At 64.8% G+C, this 14,673-nt stretch carries 21 protein-coding genes and 1 riboswitch; of the genes, 7 read left to right on the forward strand and 14 right to left on the reverse strand.

The window, feature by feature from the left end; all coding sequences use genetic code 11:
• Positions 1-581: 581 nt before the first annotated feature.
• From H4I97_RS11715 to trhA, 4 genes are all read right to left on the reverse strand, one after another.
• The gene (locus H4I97_RS11715) at positions 582-1,871 is read right to left on the reverse strand and encodes an NAD(P)/FAD-dependent oxidoreductase (protein WP_182304830.1); all 1,290 of its coding nucleotides are present in this window, start codon (positions 1,869-1,871) and stop codon (positions 582-584) included.
• A gap of 108 nt (positions 1,872-1,979) precedes the next feature.
• Positions 1,980-3,110 carry an AI-2E family transporter gene (locus H4I97_RS11720; protein ID WP_244658630.1) on the reverse strand — a complete coding sequence of 377 codons (1,131 nt, stop codon included), beginning with the start codon at positions 3,108-3,110 and terminating at the stop codon, positions 1,980-1,982.
• Positions 3,111-3,230: 120 nt separating this feature from the next.
• The gene (locus tag H4I97_RS11725; RefSeq protein ID WP_182304831.1) at positions 3,231-3,731 is read right to left on the reverse strand and encodes a GNAT family N-acetyltransferase; all 501 of its coding nucleotides are present in this window, start codon (positions 3,729-3,731) and stop codon (positions 3,231-3,233) included.
• A gap of 12 nt (positions 3,732-3,743) precedes the next feature.
• Positions 3,744-4,397, reverse strand: coding sequence for a PAQR family membrane homeostasis protein TrhA (trhA, locus tag H4I97_RS11730; protein ID WP_182304832.1), 654 nt, complete (start codon positions 4,395-4,397; stop codon positions 3,744-3,746).
• Positions 4,398-4,460: 63 nt separating this feature from the next.
• Here trhA and H4I97_RS11740 point away from each other — a divergent pair, with 63 nt between their 5' ends.
• Entirely contained in the window at positions 4,461-4,970 is a 510-nt protein-coding gene (locus H4I97_RS11740; protein ID WP_244658631.1) for an MAPEG family protein, read from the forward strand.
• 107 nt (positions 4,971-5,077) lie between these two features.
• Here H4I97_RS11740 and H4I97_RS11745 read toward each other — a convergent pair whose 3' ends face one another.
• Both H4I97_RS11745 and H4I97_RS11750 read right to left on the reverse strand, forming a co-directional pair.
• Positions 5,078-5,395 carry a TraR/DksA family transcriptional regulator gene (locus H4I97_RS11745; RefSeq protein WP_182304834.1) on the reverse strand — a complete coding sequence of 106 codons (318 nt, stop codon included), beginning with the start codon at positions 5,393-5,395 and terminating at the stop codon, positions 5,078-5,080.
• A 30-nt stretch (positions 5,396-5,425) separates the two neighbouring features.
• Entirely contained in the window at positions 5,426-5,836 is a 411-nt protein-coding gene (locus H4I97_RS11750) for a universal stress protein (RefSeq protein WP_182304835.1), read from the reverse strand.
• Between the two features lie 306 nt (positions 5,837-6,142).
• On the opposite strand from H4I97_RS11750, the gene H4I97_RS11755 reads away from it, so the two are divergent.
• The 3 genes from H4I97_RS11755 to H4I97_RS11765 are packed head-to-tail and all read left to right on the forward strand — an operon-like array spanning position 6,143 to position 8,376.
• Positions 6,143-7,063 carry a metal-dependent hydrolase gene (locus tag H4I97_RS11755; RefSeq protein ID WP_182304836.1) on the forward strand — a complete coding sequence of 307 codons (921 nt, stop codon included), beginning with the start codon at positions 6,143-6,145 and terminating at the stop codon, positions 7,061-7,063.
• Positions 7,064-7,073: 10 nt separating this feature from the next.
• The gene (locus H4I97_RS11760; protein WP_182304837.1) at positions 7,074-7,892 is read left to right on the forward strand and encodes a class I SAM-dependent methyltransferase; all 819 of its coding nucleotides are present in this window, start codon (positions 7,074-7,076) and stop codon (positions 7,890-7,892) included.
• Positions 7,893-7,917: 25 nt separating this feature from the next.
• Positions 7,918-8,376, forward strand: coding sequence for a cupin domain-containing protein (locus H4I97_RS11765; RefSeq protein ID WP_182304838.1), 459 nt, complete (start codon positions 7,918-7,920; stop codon positions 8,374-8,376).
• A 93-nt stretch (positions 8,377-8,469) separates the two neighbouring features.
• Here the strand turns inward: H4I97_RS11765 and H4I97_RS11770 are convergent, their stop codons facing one another.
• On the reverse strand, positions 8,470-9,048 hold the full coding sequence (locus H4I97_RS11770) for a nucleoside 2-deoxyribosyltransferase (protein WP_182304839.1): 579 nt from the start codon (positions 9,046-9,048) through the stop codon (positions 8,470-8,472).
• A gap of 204 nt (positions 9,049-9,252) precedes the next feature.
• On the opposite strand from H4I97_RS11770, the gene H4I97_RS11775 reads away from it, so the two are divergent.
• Complete coding sequence (locus H4I97_RS11775; protein WP_182304840.1) at positions 9,253-9,825, forward strand: GNAT family N-acetyltransferase; 573 nt, start codon at positions 9,253-9,255, stop codon at positions 9,823-9,825.
• 43 nt (positions 9,826-9,868) lie between these two features.
• Positions 9,869-10,435: a type 1 glutamine amidotransferase family protein gene (locus H4I97_RS11780; protein ID WP_182304841.1), complete on the forward strand. Its 567-nt coding sequence runs from the start codon at positions 9,869-9,871 to the stop codon at positions 10,433-10,435.
• A 9-nt stretch (positions 10,436-10,444) separates the two neighbouring features.
• Here H4I97_RS11780 and H4I97_RS11785 read toward each other — a convergent pair whose 3' ends face one another.
• The 4 genes from H4I97_RS11785 to H4I97_RS11800 all read right to left on the reverse strand — a co-directional run bounded on the left by H4I97_RS11785 (position 10,445) and on the right by H4I97_RS11800 (position 12,243).
• Complete coding sequence (locus H4I97_RS11785) at positions 10,445-10,729, reverse strand: hypothetical protein (protein ID WP_182304842.1); 285 nt, start codon at positions 10,727-10,729, stop codon at positions 10,445-10,447.
• A 7-nt stretch (positions 10,730-10,736) separates the two neighbouring features.
• Positions 10,737-11,465 carry a CbtA family protein gene (locus tag H4I97_RS11790; RefSeq protein ID WP_182304843.1) on the reverse strand — a complete coding sequence of 243 codons (729 nt, stop codon included), beginning with the start codon at positions 11,463-11,465 and terminating at the stop codon, positions 10,737-10,739.
• Positions 11,466-11,477: 12 nt separating this feature from the next.
• Positions 11,478-11,663, reverse strand: coding sequence for a CbtB domain-containing protein (locus H4I97_RS11795; RefSeq protein WP_182304844.1), 186 nt, complete (start codon positions 11,661-11,663; stop codon positions 11,478-11,480).
• Positions 11,664-11,788: 125 nt separating this feature from the next.
• Positions 11,789-12,002: riboswitch (cobalamin riboswitch) on the reverse strand.
• 16 nt (positions 12,003-12,018) lie between these two features.
• On the reverse strand, positions 12,019-12,243 hold the full coding sequence (locus H4I97_RS11800; protein ID WP_182304845.1) for a hypothetical protein: 225 nt from the start codon (positions 12,241-12,243) through the stop codon (positions 12,019-12,021).
• Positions 12,244-12,718: 475 nt separating this feature from the next.
• Here H4I97_RS11800 and H4I97_RS11805 point away from each other — a divergent pair, with 475 nt between their 5' ends.
• Positions 12,719-12,937 (forward strand): DUF1127 domain-containing protein, encoded by a 219-nt coding sequence (locus H4I97_RS11805; RefSeq protein WP_244658632.1) that lies wholly within the window; start codon positions 12,719-12,721, stop codon positions 12,935-12,937.
• Between the two features lie 91 nt (positions 12,938-13,028).
• Here H4I97_RS11805 and H4I97_RS11810 read toward each other — a convergent pair whose 3' ends face one another.
• From H4I97_RS11810 to H4I97_RS11820, 3 genes are all read right to left on the reverse strand, one after another.
• Positions 13,029-13,367, reverse strand: coding sequence for a type II toxin-antitoxin system HicB family antitoxin (locus tag H4I97_RS11810; protein WP_182304847.1), 339 nt, complete (start codon positions 13,365-13,367; stop codon positions 13,029-13,031).
• Positions 13,364-13,570 (reverse strand): type II toxin-antitoxin system HicA family toxin, encoded by a 207-nt coding sequence (locus tag H4I97_RS11815; RefSeq protein ID WP_244658633.1) that lies wholly within the window; start codon positions 13,568-13,570, stop codon positions 13,364-13,366. The genes H4I97_RS11810 and H4I97_RS11815 overlap by 4 nt, the downstream gene beginning before the upstream one ends.
• A gap of 101 nt (positions 13,571-13,671) precedes the next feature.
• Complete coding sequence (locus H4I97_RS11820) at positions 13,672-14,589, reverse strand: c-type cytochrome (protein WP_182304849.1); 918 nt, start codon at positions 14,587-14,589, stop codon at positions 13,672-13,674.
• Positions 14,590-14,673: the final 84 nt, after the last annotated feature.

Below are 14,673 nucleotides of genomic sequence, written 5' to 3' on the forward strand. Positions count from 1 at the left end.
CCACAGGTCGATCTCCCCCTTGAGGGGAGATGCCCGGCAGGGCAGAGGGGGGTGTCACTGCAAGCGCCGAGAGTGGCCCCCCTCTGTCACTTCGTGACATCTCCCCTCAAGGGGGGAGATCGGGCGGCCCATACATCGCCTCCGTCATACCGGCTCGACCCGGCATCCAGCCGGCGAGCGTCGGCGAGCCGAAAGAACGCATTTCGACGAGGGCGAAAAAGTCTCCCCGCGCGATCGACATCGCGCGACTGGATGCCGGGTCGAGCCCGGCATGACGGAAGTTGAGGGGGTGCGTGCCTCACCTTTGCCACTCACCACGCGTGCGAGAGGGAATGTGGCCGCGGCCACAGGTCGATCTCCCCCCTTGAGGGGAGATGCCCGGCAGGGCAGAGGGGGTGTCACTGCAAGCGCCGAGAGTGCCCCCCCTCTGTCACTTCGTGACATCTCCCCCTCAAGGGGGGAGATCGGGCAGAAGTGGGGCAATCAGGAGGGGCGCGTGACGATAACGACCCCCGCGGCGCGGCGATCGCCGCGCCAGTCACTTGGTGGGCGGCAGAGTGCGGACTTGCGGCCGCACCCGCTTATTCGTCGTCGAACTTGACGGCCTTCAGCTTGTCGATGCCGAGAACCTGAAGCGCAAGCTTTTCGTAGAAGGGCTCGGAATGGCCGCTCTTGATCTTGTGCAGGAAGTATTTCTCGAAGCCGATCTTGGCGGCATGCACCCATTTGCCCTGGGATGCCCAGTTGACGTTGCGCGGCGGGATCTGCGGCTGGGCCACGAAGGCGATGCCTCCGTCGCCGAAGTCGGCGAGGCACACCGCGTTCCAGGTGCCCTGGGCGTTGGGCTTGTCACCGCCGACCAGGCGGGCGATGTTCTTGGCCGTCGCCGTCACCATGCTCTCGATCATGAAACCGGTCTTGGGAACGCCCACGGGGACCGGCGTCTTGCCGGTCGGCGGAATGGCGATGCAGACGCCGACGGCGAAGATATTCGGATACTTGCCGTTCTGCTGATGCTTGTCGACCAGGATGAAGCCGCGCGGGTTGGTCAGCCCCTCGATGTCGCGGACCGCTTCCACGCCGCGGAAGGCCGGCAGCATCATCGTGTAACTGGAAGGCACCTCGTGGATGGTCTTGGTCGTGCCATCCTCGTTGACCTCCTCGACGACCACCTTGTCGGCCTCGAATTTCTGCACCTTGGCATTGGTGATCCACTTGATGTGCTTGTCGCGCATTGCGCTTTCGAGCAGACCCTTGGTATCGCCGACGCCGTCGAGGCCGAGATGGCCGATATAGGGCTCGGAGGTGACGAAGGTCATCGGCACCCTGTCGCGCACCTTGGCGTCGCGCAGCGCCTTTTCCAGGATGAAGGCGAATTCGTAGGCTGGGCCGTAGCAGGACGCACCCTGCACGGCGCCGATCACCACCGGCCCCGGTTTGGCGACCAGCTTGTCGAAGGCGTCCTTGGCGGACAGCGCGTGGTCGATGTGGCAGACCGACTGGGTATGAGCGCCGGGACCGAAACCCTCGATCTCGTCGAAGGCGAGCTCCGGGCCGGTCGCGATCACCAGGTAATCGTAGTCGACGGAGGTGCCGTCGGTGAGTTCGACGCGATTTTCAGCGGCGTGCAGGCGCTTTGCCCCTTGCGGGTAGAGCGCGATGTCGCGGCGCTTGCAGGCCGGTGCCAGATCGACCTCGATCGACTCGCGCTCGCGCCAGCCGACGGCAACCCACGGATTGGACGGTACGAAGGAATAGACCGACCCCTTGTTGATGACGCTCACGCGATCCTCGCGCGACAGTGCATCCCTCAACTCGTAAGCCATGATGGTGCCACCGAGGCCGGCACCGAGAACAACGACATGAGCCATAAAGAACCTCCCGCTTCGTCAGGCGTATATCTATTTGTCACCATATATACGAAGCTTCGTAGATTTGATTTGATTTCCATCAAATGTCAATAAAAAATCGGGAAAAGATCAACCGGGCAGTTTCGGATGCACGTTCTGTTCGGGAAACAGCTCGTCGAGGATGGCCATGCCGATGAGCGAGAGGGGCAGCGCCAGCACCGCGCCGACGGCGCCCCACATCCAGGTCCAGAAGACGATGGCGACGAAGACGACGAAGGGGTTGATCTCCAGCCGGCGGCCCATCACCGCGGGCGTCAGGAGGTTTTCGACGAGCCCGTGGACGAGGAAGAAGACCATGGCCGGTGCAAGCCCGACAAGCACGCTGTCATGGGTGACTAGGCCGCCAACGGCGACGGAGAACGTCGTCACCGTGATGCCGAGGAACGGCACGTAGCTCGAGATGAAGGCGAGCAGCCCCCAGAGCAGCGGCATCTGCAGCCCGCCGAAGAAGGCGATCACGGTCATCGCAACGCCCACCAATGCGTAGAGCAGCGTGGCGGCGGCGAAGTAGCTGCCGAGCGAGGCTTCAATCGCGTTCAGCACACGGATCGCCGCCAGCCGGCGGCGGCGATCGCGAAAGGCGATGATCAGCCCCCGGCGCAACGAATGGCGGCTGCCGAGGAAGAGCGCCAGCGCGACGAAGAAGATGAGCCCCTGCAGCAGCGCCGGAGTGACGCCGGCGGCAATCGTCGTCAGGATCGCGCCGGTGTTCTGCAGCAGCGCTTCCGCGGAGACCGGGCCGCCGCGCAGGCTCGCTTCCGATATGTGCAGCCATTCGATGCGCTCGATATAGGGAAGCACCCGCTCGACCGCCGCTTCGATCAACCGCGGAGCTTCCTCGGCGAAATGGCCGAGCGGCCGCACCAGTGCATTGGCGCCTAGAAAGAGCGTCGTCACGACGATGGTTGCGAGGATCAGGCCCGCGAGCATCGGCGGTATGCCGAGCCTGCCGAGCCGGTCGGCTGCGGCGCCGAGGATCAGCCCGACGACGACGGCGAGCGTGACCGGCATCAGGACGGCCGCGGCGAGATAGATGCCGCCGGTGGTGAGAATCGCGAAGATGCCGATGACGGCCCAGCTCTCCGCAAGGTCGAGCGCCGAGCGGCGCGGGGCACGATCCCGTCCCTTGCGCCGCGGCGACTGCAGCGCCGTCGCGGGCGTCGCCGTCGGCGAATGCCGGATATCCGGCCGGTCGTTCATCGCACGCTCCCCTCGAATCCGCCCCCGGGCCGATCAGCCCCGAAGTCTCGTCAGGCAACGCGCGAACGCAAGGCGTGTTCCATGCCGGGAGGAGCGCTCCTTCCGGCAACGGGAACTGTCTCAGAGCATCAGTTCCATCATCGCGAGGTCAAGCCAGCGGCCGAACTTGGTGCCGACCTCCCGATGGATGCCGACGAGCCGGAAGCCCATCCTCTCGTGCAGGCGGATCGAGGCGGTGTTTCCGGCCTCGATCGCGGCGATCATCACGTGCACCCTGCCCTCGCGCGCCCGCCCGATCAGCGCCTCCATCAGCGCCTTGCCGATGCCGGCGCCGCGGGCGTCCTTATGGACGTAGACCGAATGCTCGACCGTGTGGCGATAGCCGTCGAAGGCCCGCCAGTCGCCGTAGGAGGCGTAGCCCGCGACCTTGCCGTCGAGCTCGGCGACAAGCACCGGAAAGCCCTTGGCGCGGCGCAGCTCCATCCAGGCGCGGCGGTTCTCGACGTCGATCAGCTGCTCGTTCCAGATCGCCGTCGTGTGCTCGACGGCGTCATTGTAGATGTCGCGGATCACCGCAAGGTCGGCCTCGGTCGCGTCGCGGATCGTGATCGGTCGTGTCATGAGAATCGTCGGTCAGAGGCTGAAGGCGGTGACGACCGCCGAATAATGGACGGCCGCAGCGGCGACGACGAAGCCGTGCCAGATGGCATTCTGGAAGCGCAGCCGCTCCCAGACGTGGAAGACCACGCCCGCGGAATAGAGCACGCCGCCGACGACGATGAGCAGCACGGTGACGAAGGGCAGTGTCTGGGAGATCGGCTCGAAGGCGAGCGCGCCGCTCCAGCCCATGGCGAGATAGAGAAGGATCGCCAGCCGGTCGTAGCGCCCCGGAAAGAGGCATTTGAGCGTGATTCCGCCGGCCGCAAAGAGCCAGATGGCGGCGAGCAGCGCCAGCATCCGTCCGTCTTCCGCGCCTTGCACCAGGAACGGCGTGTAGGTGGCGGCGATCAGCACGAAGATCGCCGAATGATCGAAACGACGGAGAATCCACTTGGTGCGCGAATGCGGCCACATGTTGTAGGTGAAGGAGACGGCGAGCGCGCCGACGAGACCGAGACCGTAGACCCAGGCGGCGGCGAGCTCGGCATAGCTCGACCAGACGCTGGCATAGAAGATCAGCGCCGTCGCACCGACGAGCGCGAAGACAACGCCGATGCCGTGGACGATGCCGTCGGCCACCAGTTCGTGGAAATCGTATGGCCGCCCGAAGCGGAACGGTTCAGTCATCGGATAGGTCTGTCCCCTGAGGTCTTTGTCCGGCGGTCTTCATTCGTCCGGATAGACGTCATCATGGGCGAATTTGCGGCGTCCGGCAAGCGGTCGGCGGCGCTTGCGCGGCACGGCGCTTCGGCTTACAAAACCGCAGGCGCCGCGATCGCCTGCGTCGGCGCGGAAACCGGCGCGCTTTCCAAGGAGAGAAGCCATGCGGTTCACGGTTCTCGCCACCTTCACCGCGCTCGTCGCCTATGCCTGGTTCATGATCAAGGTCGCCCGCGCCCGCCGGGAGTTCGGCGTCGAGGCCCCCGCGTCACCGGCAGCGAGGCCTTCGAGCGCGTCTTCCGCGTCCAGCAAAACACGGTGGAACAACTCGTGCTCTTCGTGCCGGCGCTCTGGCTCTTCGGCGCCTACGTCTCCGATCCGGTCGCCGGCATTCTCGGCCTCTGCTGGACGGGCGCACGGGTGCTTTACGCCACCGAATATTACGCCGACGCCAAGCGCCGCGGGCCGGGTGCGGCGCTCACCATCCTGATCGCGCTGGTGCTGCTCGTCGGCGGCACGGTCGGCGCATTGCTCCGCTGAGGCCGGACACCCTTATCGCAAGAAAAAGCCGGCGGGATCGCGGGGACATGATCGTCGTCCCCGGATCCCGCCGGCCGGCCCGTCCGGGAGAGGTATTGGCAACGGCGTCAGCCGGGCACGCATTCCTTGCAGAAGGGCGTGTGCGGCACGGCGTCGAGCCGTTCCTCGGAAATCGGCTGGCCGCAGGTGACGCAGATGCCGAAGGTGCCCTGTTCGATGCGTTTCAGCGCCGCGTCGATCGCCTTCAGTTCGGTCTCGCCGACCTGGCCGAACTCCTCGAGCACCTCGTCATTCTCGGCCTGCGTCGCCTGATCCTCGAAATCCGGGCTCTTCTGCTCGCTCAAGTCGGCGTCGATCCTGTTGAGCCGCGCGAGGATTTCGAGATGGCGCTGGCGCAGGACGTTTTCGTACTTCTTCGTATCCATTCCGGGCGTTTCCTTGCCTTTTGTTTCCCTTCAGCGGTCGACGAGCACCGCGCACTTAGAATGGCGCACCACCCGGTCTGCCGTCGCGCCGATCAGGTAATTGGAAAAGTCCGGGACATGCGAGGCGACGATGATGAGGTCGGCCTTGTGCTCACTCGCCGCAGCGAGGATTTCGCGGGCGGCGGCACCGCTGCGGATCTCGACGCGGGCCGCGATCCCGGTCTTCTCCTTGAGCTCGACGAGCTTGGCCTTGCCGTCCTTGATGGCGTTTTCGATGACGTCCACCGGAAGATCGATCGCGAGATAACCCGGCATGTCCTCGACCACCGTCAGCAGCACGATTTCACCGCCGGTGTCGAGCAGGGAAGCCGCCTTGCGCAGGATCTTCTCACCCTTTTCGAGCGCGGCGCAGTCTACCGGTACGATGATCTTCTTGTACATCAGTTCTCTCCTTGTCGCGGCAGGACGACCCCTGCCTTTCCAGCCCTTTTGACGCTACAATCCTGCGGCCGGCCACTTCCCGCATTGATCAAGATCAAGTTTTGAAGCGACCGGCACCGATGGTTCATGATCGAACATGCTCCTTCGGCGTGCACGATAGGGCGAGCACACACCGGCGGCAAGGGACCCGGAGGTTGCGGGGCCTCCCGCCGGTTGCCACCACACCCGCGTTTAGTATAGTTCCTCGCAGAGGGAAGTCCCGGCGCGCCATGCGGTCCGGGTCTCGGCAGAACAGGACATTCTACGATGGCTGAACCGCAGGTCATGAGATCGGGCGCGCACTGGTCCGGGGCAGCACCGGCGAGCGACGACGAGGACATCATCCCGCGCGACATTCGCTTCGGCATCCTCGAAAACCCGACTCGCCAATGGCTGGACGGCGATTTTCACAAGACCGCCCTCATCGACGGGCTCTCGATCTTCCTGCCGGAAGGAGAGCGCTATTTCATCCGCGCGCTGAAATACTATGCGCCGAAGCTCGCCGATCGCCAGCTTGCCGCAGAGATCAACGGCTATGCGGTACAGGAGGCTTTCCACACCCGCGAGCACGAGGAATACAATCGGGCCCTCGGCAAGCTCGGCTACGACGTCGAGGCGATGGAAGAGCCGGTGCGCAAGACGTTGCGAAGCGACAAGATCCCGATCTTCCGGCTGGCGGTCACCTGCGCCATCGAGCACCTGACGGCGACGCTTTCCACCGTGACGCTGCGCCACCCGCAATTCCTCGAAAATGCCGCACCGGCCTATCGCCGGCTGTGGATGTGGCATGCGCTGGAGGAACTGGAGCACAAGGCCGTGGCGCTCGACGTCTTCAAGGCCGCGACGCCGAAATATTCCGGCTTCAAGCGCTACATGCTGCGCACCATGGCCTTCAATGCCGTCGCCTGGACCTTCCTTGTGATCACGCTGCGCAACCTCAGGCTCTTCGCCAAGGTCGACGGCGTCAAGACCGGCCCGCGTTTCTGGGCGCGCCTTTTCTGGGTTCTGTTCCTCGCGCCCGGTTACTGGCGCAAGTGCGCGCCCTTGGTGCTGAAATATTACCTGCCGGGCTTCAGCCCGCTGAACAAGGACGATCACGAGCTGATCCGCAAGGGCCGCGACTGGCTCTACCGCGAGTTCACAACACTCGAAGCCGCGTCCGCGCCGGCCGTCCCGGCCGCGGAGTGAAAGTGTAGCGATGAGCAGCCGTCTCTTTTCCAGCGTCCTCGACATCGCCACGCCCGGCCGTTTCCCGCGCACCCAGAAATGGATCTGGCGTCGCGTCTACAATCTGCTTTCGCTATTCTGGAAGGACGGCGACTGGCGTTTCATGAACTACGGCTACGTCGGCGACGGCGCGGTTTTCCCGCTGCGGCCCGAGGACGAGAAGGAGCGCGCCTTCATCGGGCTCTACCAGCAGGCCGTGGACGGCCTGCTGGTAGAGGGCGCGCGCGTGCTCGAGGTCGGCTCCGGAAGGGGCGGCGGCGCGCGCTACATCGCCCGCTATTTCGCCCCGGCCGCCGTCACCGGGCTCGACTATTCGCCGGAAACCGTTCGCCGCGCCCGCACGCTCAACGCCGATACCCCGACGCTCACCTTCGAGCAGGGTGACGCCGAGAAGATGCCCTTTGCCGACGCTTCGTTCGACATCGTCGTCAACATCGAATCCTCCCATTGCTACGGCGACGTGGAAGCCTTTGCCCGCGAGGTCGCCCGCGTGCTGAAGCCCGGCGGCTGGTTCACCTTCGCCGACATGCGCCCGAAGAGCCAGCTTTCCACCCTCGACTCACAGCTCGCAGCACCCGGCCTGGAATGCATTGCAAGCAGCAACATCTCGGCGAACGTCGTCGCGGCCCTCGACTCGGCTGAGGCCCGCAAGCGCGAACGTATCGGCCGGGCCTGGTTCCTGAAGCAGTTCATGGCCGAATTCTCCGGCGCGAAGGGCTCGATGCTCTACAAGGGTTTGAAGGGCGGCAGCGTGGTCTACGTGGCACGGCGGTATCGCAAGACGTCCTGAGGACGGAAACCGACGGGAGAGACCGATGCCGATCATCAGACAGGAAGACGCGCCGGTCGAGGAAGCCACCGGCAGCGGCATCAATGCCGAACTCGGCTCCTACCGGGCGCTGTTGCTTTCGGATGCCGGAGGGCTCACCCAGTTCGGTGCCTTCCTCGAGACGCTGCCGCCCGGTTCCTTCTCCTCCCACAAGCACTGGCACGAGAAAGAGGACGAGTTCATCTTCGTGATTGCCGGCACGGTGACGCTGAACGAGGGCGACAGCCTGACCGAGATGCATCCGGGCGATGCGGCGACCTTCAAGGCGGGCGTGGCGGTCGGCCACCGGCTGGAGAACCGCTCCGACGCGCCGGCAAGCTACCTCGTCGTCGGCACCCGCTCGCCGGACGACGTGGTGCACTATGCGGACAAGGACCTGCACCTCACCAAGGTGAACTTCGAAAAGCGCCTGACGACGAAGGCCGGAGAACCGGTTGTGCGGTAAGCCAGTGCCCCATGTTTATGTTGGGCTTTTCGAATATGGCATTTGTATTAAGTGCGTGTGGCGACCGGAGGGTCAAATGTCAAATTCATTCCACTAGAGGCGGTCGCCGTGCCGTTCGGCGATGAACTTCAGGCACTGTTCGAAGGCCGTGAGATCGGAATAGAGCGCCTCGGGCGCGGCGGCATGGACGGCGACGAGCCCGCTGCGGCGCACGACGCCACCATGTAGCATCAGGTTGTCGATCATCTCGACATCCTCGATGGAGATGCCGTCCGGCCCGCGCCAGCGGCCGTTTTCGTCCTTCGACACGGAACCCTCGTAATGGCGCATGGCGCGGTCGAAATGACTGTCGGCGACATTTGTATAGGCACAGGCGATCTTGCCCTGGGCGCACATGTAACCGAGTTCGAAGGCGGTGCCGACATCGGCGGCGATGCCGCGGAAGGGTGTCAGGTTGGCAATGATACCGTCTGCCGAATTCATCATGTGCTCGTCGACCGAGCTGATGCGCAGGCCGAATTCACGCGGCGTCGGCGCCGGCTCGATGAAGATGTCGCCGGGCTTCACCGGCTCGAAACCGTAGGCTCGCGTCAGTTGGGCCTTGGCATCGAGGACCGAACGGGCATCCTTGAGGAAGACTTCCGGACCGGCGAGATAGAGCTTGAGGGGCATTGGCAACGCTGCTTCGTAGAGGAGGGAAACCTGTTCTAGCAAGCAGGCGCGCGGACTGCCATAGCCGGAGCCGACCGGGAGACAAGAGCGTCATTGACAATCGATTGAAATCGGCGCATTTCTCGCGACATGATCAACGCACGCGCACTCATCACCTGCACGTATTTTTGGGCCTACCGGTAAAGGGCGGCCCGACAGATCATCATGTCAACAGGCCGCCGTCAGGCGGCCTTGTTGTTTTCGAAGACAGCTTCCCCTGACGGCACCGAGCGAAAGAGGGAAGCGACAATGACCGAAGACACAGACATCACCCTGCCCCGGCCGCCGGTCGTGGTGATCCGCCACGCACGGGCGACCGACCTGCCGGAACTCAACGAGATGATCGCCGCACTCGCGGCCCATCACGGAGACGCTTCGGCGATGACGCCCGACAAGCTCGAACGCGACCTCTTCGGCCCCGTGCCGTGGATCACCGCGCTCGTCGCCGACGGCGGCGAGAGCCTGATCGGTTACGCCATCCTCGTGCCGCTCTACAGGGCTGACGAGGGACAGCGCGGCATGGACCTCCACCATCTCTACGTGCGCGACGGCCAGCGCGGCAACGGCATCGGCCATCATCTGGTGAAGCGCGCCCGCGAGGTTGCCCGCAGCGCCGGTTGTGACTACCTTTCGGTGAGTGCCGCCACCGGCAACTTCGCCGCCCATCGCTTCTACGAGCATCTCGACTTCGTGCCGCGTCCCGTGACCGGCATGCGCTACCTGCAGGCCCTCGCCTGAAACGGAAACCAGACCTGAACGAAAACCAGGACGGAGACGGTTCATGACCCGCATTGCGATCGCCCTTGCCGAAGATTTCGCCGACTGGGAAGGCGCCCTGCTGATGGCGACGGCCCGCGCCTATCTGGGCGTCGAGGTGCTGACCGCCTCGCCCGACGGCCGGCCAGTCCGTTCCATGGGCGGGCTGAAGGTGACGCCCGACCTCTCTTTCGCCGATCTCGATCCGGCGCGCTTCGACGCGCTGGTGCTGCCGGGCGGCCTTTCCTGGGAAGAGGGCGTGGCGCCGGACTTCTCGCCCCTCGTCCGCGCCTTCCATGACGCCGGCAAGGTCGTCGGCGGCATCTGCGCGGCGGCAAGCGCCGTCGCCGCATCCGGCATCCTCGACGGCGTGGCTCACACCGGCAATTCGCTTGCCTCGCATCAGAAGTATCCCGGCTATCACGGCGCCGAACGCTATGTGGACCGGCCGCAAGCGGTCTCGGACGGCAAGGTGGTGACGGCACCCGGCAACTCGCCGATCAGCTTTACCGCCGAGGTCTTGAAGGCACTCGATCTTTGGAGCCCCGAGGCGGAGGCGGAAATCGGGATGTTTGCGGCCGAGCACCACTGACCGCGCCCGTCAACGCGTCCGCAGCATCCGCAACGCCCGGCGAATCTCGCGGCTGTTCAGGTTGAAGGCATTGCCGGGAACCGGACCGCATCCGGCCTTCTCGTCCGCCGCCGCCTCGAAGGCCGCGCGATGGGTGGCAAACCATCTCATGCAATCCTGCGCCGTCGGCGAGGCGTTCCGCGTCAGGGCGCGAAAGGCGAGCCGGTGGACGAAGCAGCGGCTGCCGGAGGCGGGATGGAAAAAGACCAGCGCATCGAGATCGATGCGCCAGTCGTAGCTGGAAGCACCGGCCATGGCGGCCTCAGGCTTCCATGCGCTGGCGGAAATAGCCCGAAAGGCTGCCGAGCAGGGCCCAGAAGACGAGGCTCGTCAGGGTGGCGATGACCACGAAGCGACGCGACAGCGCCTCCGGGGCGAGTGCCGCCTCGCCTTCCGGCGCGAGCGGAGCGCCGACGACGTGCGGGAGAGCGATCAGCACCAGTGCCACGGCCGCCGCCCAGGGCGTGCGCTTGAAGTAGAGGAGCGCGATACCGCCCGCGGTCGCCACCGACGTTCCGATCCACCAGACCTGCCGCTCGGCGAGCGGCGCCGCCGGCGTTCCCGGCAGCTCCGGATGGAGCCCGAGCGTCGGCGCGAGCATGACGGCCGCAAAACCGCAGAGCCCCCAGGCGAGCCCGGTCCGCCAGCCCGTCGGCTGGCGCGTCGCCTGCATCAGCCCGTTCAGCACCAGCGCGAAGCCGGTGGCGGTAAGCACGTTGGCGACGAGCGTCGCGAGGTGACGTTCGAAGCCGTCGGCCGGCGCCCAGGCGTCCGCCGCATGTTCGTGCTCGCCGGATGCCGGGGAAGCCGCGGTTTCCATGCCGGCCGCCGTGCCATGGTCATGGCCGGCAGGCGCCGGTGCGGCGGTCTCGTAGACCTCCGCGGCGAAGATCAGCGGCTCGGTGCCGACATATTGCACGATGCTGATGACCGCGCCGACAATCAGCCCGACCAGTGCCGAGACGAAGACCAGCGATCTGAAGAGATGCATTCCGGCCGCCCGTCAGTGGCAGGGGAAGGCGTTGGCGTGGCGCGTGTCGTGGGCGGCGTTGTGGACAACGTCGAGCTGCGAGAAGCCGACGAAACCGATCATGAAGAGGCCGAAAAGGACACTCATCATCGAGGGCAGCAGCGCGCCGGCCTTGAAGCCGGAAGTGGAAAGGGTGGAAGCGGCAGTATTTGCAGTCATGGTTGTCCCTCCGAGGAGCAATGAAAACTCGTCGCCCTGGACGGAGGCGAAGGACAGGACCAGTCTGACAACAATTCCCCAAGGAGGAAGCGCATCGACGGCTGCCCGGAACAACCCCGTCCGGCAGGCGGTTCAGTGCGATGGCAGGTCTCCTGGCTCGCGGGTCATCACGTCCGGACGGCCTTCCCGGATATCTCCAGTGGCCTTGGCGCCGGACGTTCTCCGCTCACAGTTGCGGGGCAGCCACGAATCGGGTCCCTCTGGGGTCTCCCCTATCGTATTCCCTATTATTCCCCGAGGCAGCGCGGCCTCGAAGGAACCATCATGACGAATATCAACTGTCCGGCCGCCGCCGTCAATGGCGCACCGGCGGTTTTTCCGACCAGTTCTGCAGCGTCGTCTTGATGAGGATGAGGGCGGCCCGCTGGGCCTGGTCGCGCTCGGCGGGATCGATGATCGTCTTCAGCCGCGCCTGGAGAGCGCCGACGGTTTCCATCACCCAGCGATGCAGCATGGGATCGGGATAGCGGTCGAGCAATCGGCCAAGCGCCTGCTCCATTCGTCGCCTCTGCAGGCTCATGTGCCGCTCCCCCTTCGCGTGTTCCGAGTCTCGGGAGAGTAACGGCAACCGGCTTGTGCGGCGCTGGAGCCTCGACACCGCCATGTTGCGCATCGGCAACAGAATTGTGGCAAAATCTGCAATTCGCGATTGCAGACTTGAAGAACGCCGAATCTCGTGTAGCTTACGCTCATCCGCAACTCGCAGCACAGGAGGCGTGACATGATACTCACCACCACATCCGCACGCCTCTTCGGCGGAACGGCTTTCGCAACGTTTGGCATCTATATGCCTGCGCGACGCCGAACCTCTGTATTCGGCTTCTAAAGCCCGGATTTCCGCCGCTCAGGCATTCCATAACCGACTTTAACATGACCGACTGATCCGGCTGTGCCTTGCGCGCATTCGTGTCCGTGCCGGTCCATCCATCGCAACTTCGAAAGGACCTGGCCGCATGCGCGCGCCGGGACGGAAGATCATGCACAAAGAACACGTAATGGTTGTTGAAACCCTGCCCGTGGTCGCGGACGAGCTCTGCCGGAAATTCGGTTTCTGGAAGAGCACGCTGGCGCTGGTCGCGGCAGCCCGCCGCCGCCGGCGGACCGAGGGGCAGGTCTCGCACTTCTCGAACCGCCTGCGCCGTGACGTCGGCCTGCCGGAAGTATACGACCCACGCGGCAAGGCGACGTTCACGCTCTGGGACATCCGGCTGTGACAGCGGCACCGGACGGTGCCGCACGGCCTTCATGCGGGCTGCGGAATGATCCGGCCACCGGTCATTCCGCGGCTGCACGCCTGGCCGGTGGTCAGCTCTTGCCGCCGACGGCCTCAGAGAAAACGTCCTCCGCCCACTGGTTCAGGCTCTTGCCGGAAAGCTCGGCGGCCCTTGCGGCGCGCGCATGCAGTTCGGGCGCGACGCGGAACATCATCTTGCCGGAATACGCCTTCATCGGCGCCCGTCCGAGCTTGCGGCAAGTTTCCAGATAGTCATCGACACTCTCGTGGAAGGCGGCCTTCAGCCCCTCCACCGTATCGGCGTGAAAGCCGACCACATCATCGATTCCGGCCAAGCGACCGACGAAAATATCGTCCTCGCCATCGAATTCGACGCGGGCCGAAAAACCGTTGTAAGTCATGGTGTTCATGGCACAATTCCCAGCATTTCCAGAAAGCGTCGCGCATCGCGGACCTGATAACGCTTGGCTTCCTTCTCCGGGTGCGGCCGATGGAAGATGGCCAGCAGCCCGTCCTTTTCGAAACGTACGCGCGAGCCGTTTCCTTCCACCACGGTGCAACCGATCGCGATCAGCAGACTTTCGACATCAGACCATACGATGGAGCCGGACACCGGCTCTCCAAAAATCGCCAGCAATGTCTTTCGATGCCGACCGTTCATGCCCTAATATGGGGTATGCTAGCATAATTTGCAAGCACTACCTGCTACCTCTCCTATTCCACCGCGGGGACGGCCTTCAGGTAGGCGGCGATCGCCGCGCGGTCTTCGGCCGGCAGTTCGGCCATGTTCTTCTGCACCTCGACCATCGCACCGCCGACCGTGTCGAAATCTGGGGTGAAGCCGGTTTCGAGATAGGTGGCGATATCGTCTTCGGTCCAGGAGCCCATGGTCTTCGAGCCGGGGGTGATGTTCGGGATGGTGCCCTTGCCTTCCGGGTTCGGCCCGCCGGCAAGCCACAGCCCGGACTTGAAGCCACCGAAGCCGTTGCGTGGCGTGTGGCATTCGCCACAATGACCCGGCCCCTCGACGAGGTACTGGCCGCGCTTCACCACATCGGAAGCACCGGCGAGTTCGACCCGTGGGCCGGTCGAGAAATAGAGGAACTTCCAGCCGCCGAGCAGCAGGCGCTGGTCGAAGGGGAAGGAGAGCGCGTGTTCCGGCGCCGTCTTGTCGCTCGCCGGCAAGGTCTTCAGGAAGCCGAAGAGGTCGTTGACGTCCTTCGGCGCCATCCGCACATAGGAGCCGTAGGGAAAGGCCGGATAGAGATGTTCGCCCTCGCGGCCGACGCCGCGGGTCATCGCATTGCCGAATTCGGCGAGCGTCCAGCCGCCGATACCGGCCCTGGCATCGCTCGAAATGTTCGGCGCGTAGAAGGTCCCGAAGGGACTTTGAAGCGGCGCCCCGCCGGCAAGAACGAGGCGATCGTCGCCGGTCGCGCCCTTTGCCGCATGACAGCTCGTGCAGCCGCCGGCAAAGAAGATGCGCCGGCCGTTTTCGAGGTCGGGCGCGCCGAGATCCGCCCAGACGGACGGGTCTTGCGGGGCCGGCGCGGTGACGTAGAGAAAGCCGGCGCCGCCGGCAACCGCGAGGACGACCAGGGCGCCGAGCGCCTTCAGGGTTTTCCGTGCCATGACACCTCCGAAAGCACGCAGGGAATGCGATATGCCGAAAGAGGCCCCGGCCGCCTTCGGCCGGAACCCGTTTCGTCGCGTTTC

It is taken from the genome of Ciceribacter thiooxidans (assembly GCF_014126615.1).
Classification (GTDB): Bacteria; Pseudomonadota; Alphaproteobacteria; order Rhizobiales; family Rhizobiaceae; genus Allorhizobium; species Allorhizobium thiooxidans.